The organism is Endozoicomonas atrinae (genome assembly GCF_001647025.1).
Taxonomy (GTDB): Bacteria; Pseudomonadota; Gammaproteobacteria; order Pseudomonadales; family Endozoicomonadaceae; genus Endozoicomonas; species Endozoicomonas atrinae.
Genome location: NZ_LUKQ02000884.1, coordinates 1 through 252, shown reverse-complemented (window position 1 = coordinate 252; position 252 = coordinate 1). Strand labels below are relative to the sequence as shown.

At 57.1% G+C, this 252-nt stretch carries 1 protein-coding gene; it reads right to left on the bottom strand.

Features of this window, described 5'->3' with window-relative positions; all coding sequences use genetic code 11:
• The coding region (locus AK963_RS30915; RefSeq protein WP_175404834.1) for a PD-(D/E)XK nuclease-like domain-containing protein at window positions 1-252 on the bottom strand (252 nt) is incomplete at both ends.

Here is a 252-nt window from a genome sequence, read left to right as displayed (position 1 = left end):
GGAAACGTTCAGGCTCCAGCACCGCACAATGCAGCGCCTGACCCAAATCCAGCGCCCGTGTGCGCTTTTCACGCAGGCCATCGAGCTTTGCCTTACAGTGGGCAGGGGAACGGCCCATTTCGACCAGTGTGGACGCCGAGAGGCCAGCGCCCCCGTGATAGTCCATTTCCGGCAGATTGTCATAGATACCTGGCTTCATTTCGACCTCCTTATCGGCAGAAACCCGTTCAGCGATGATATGTGTCAACCTTA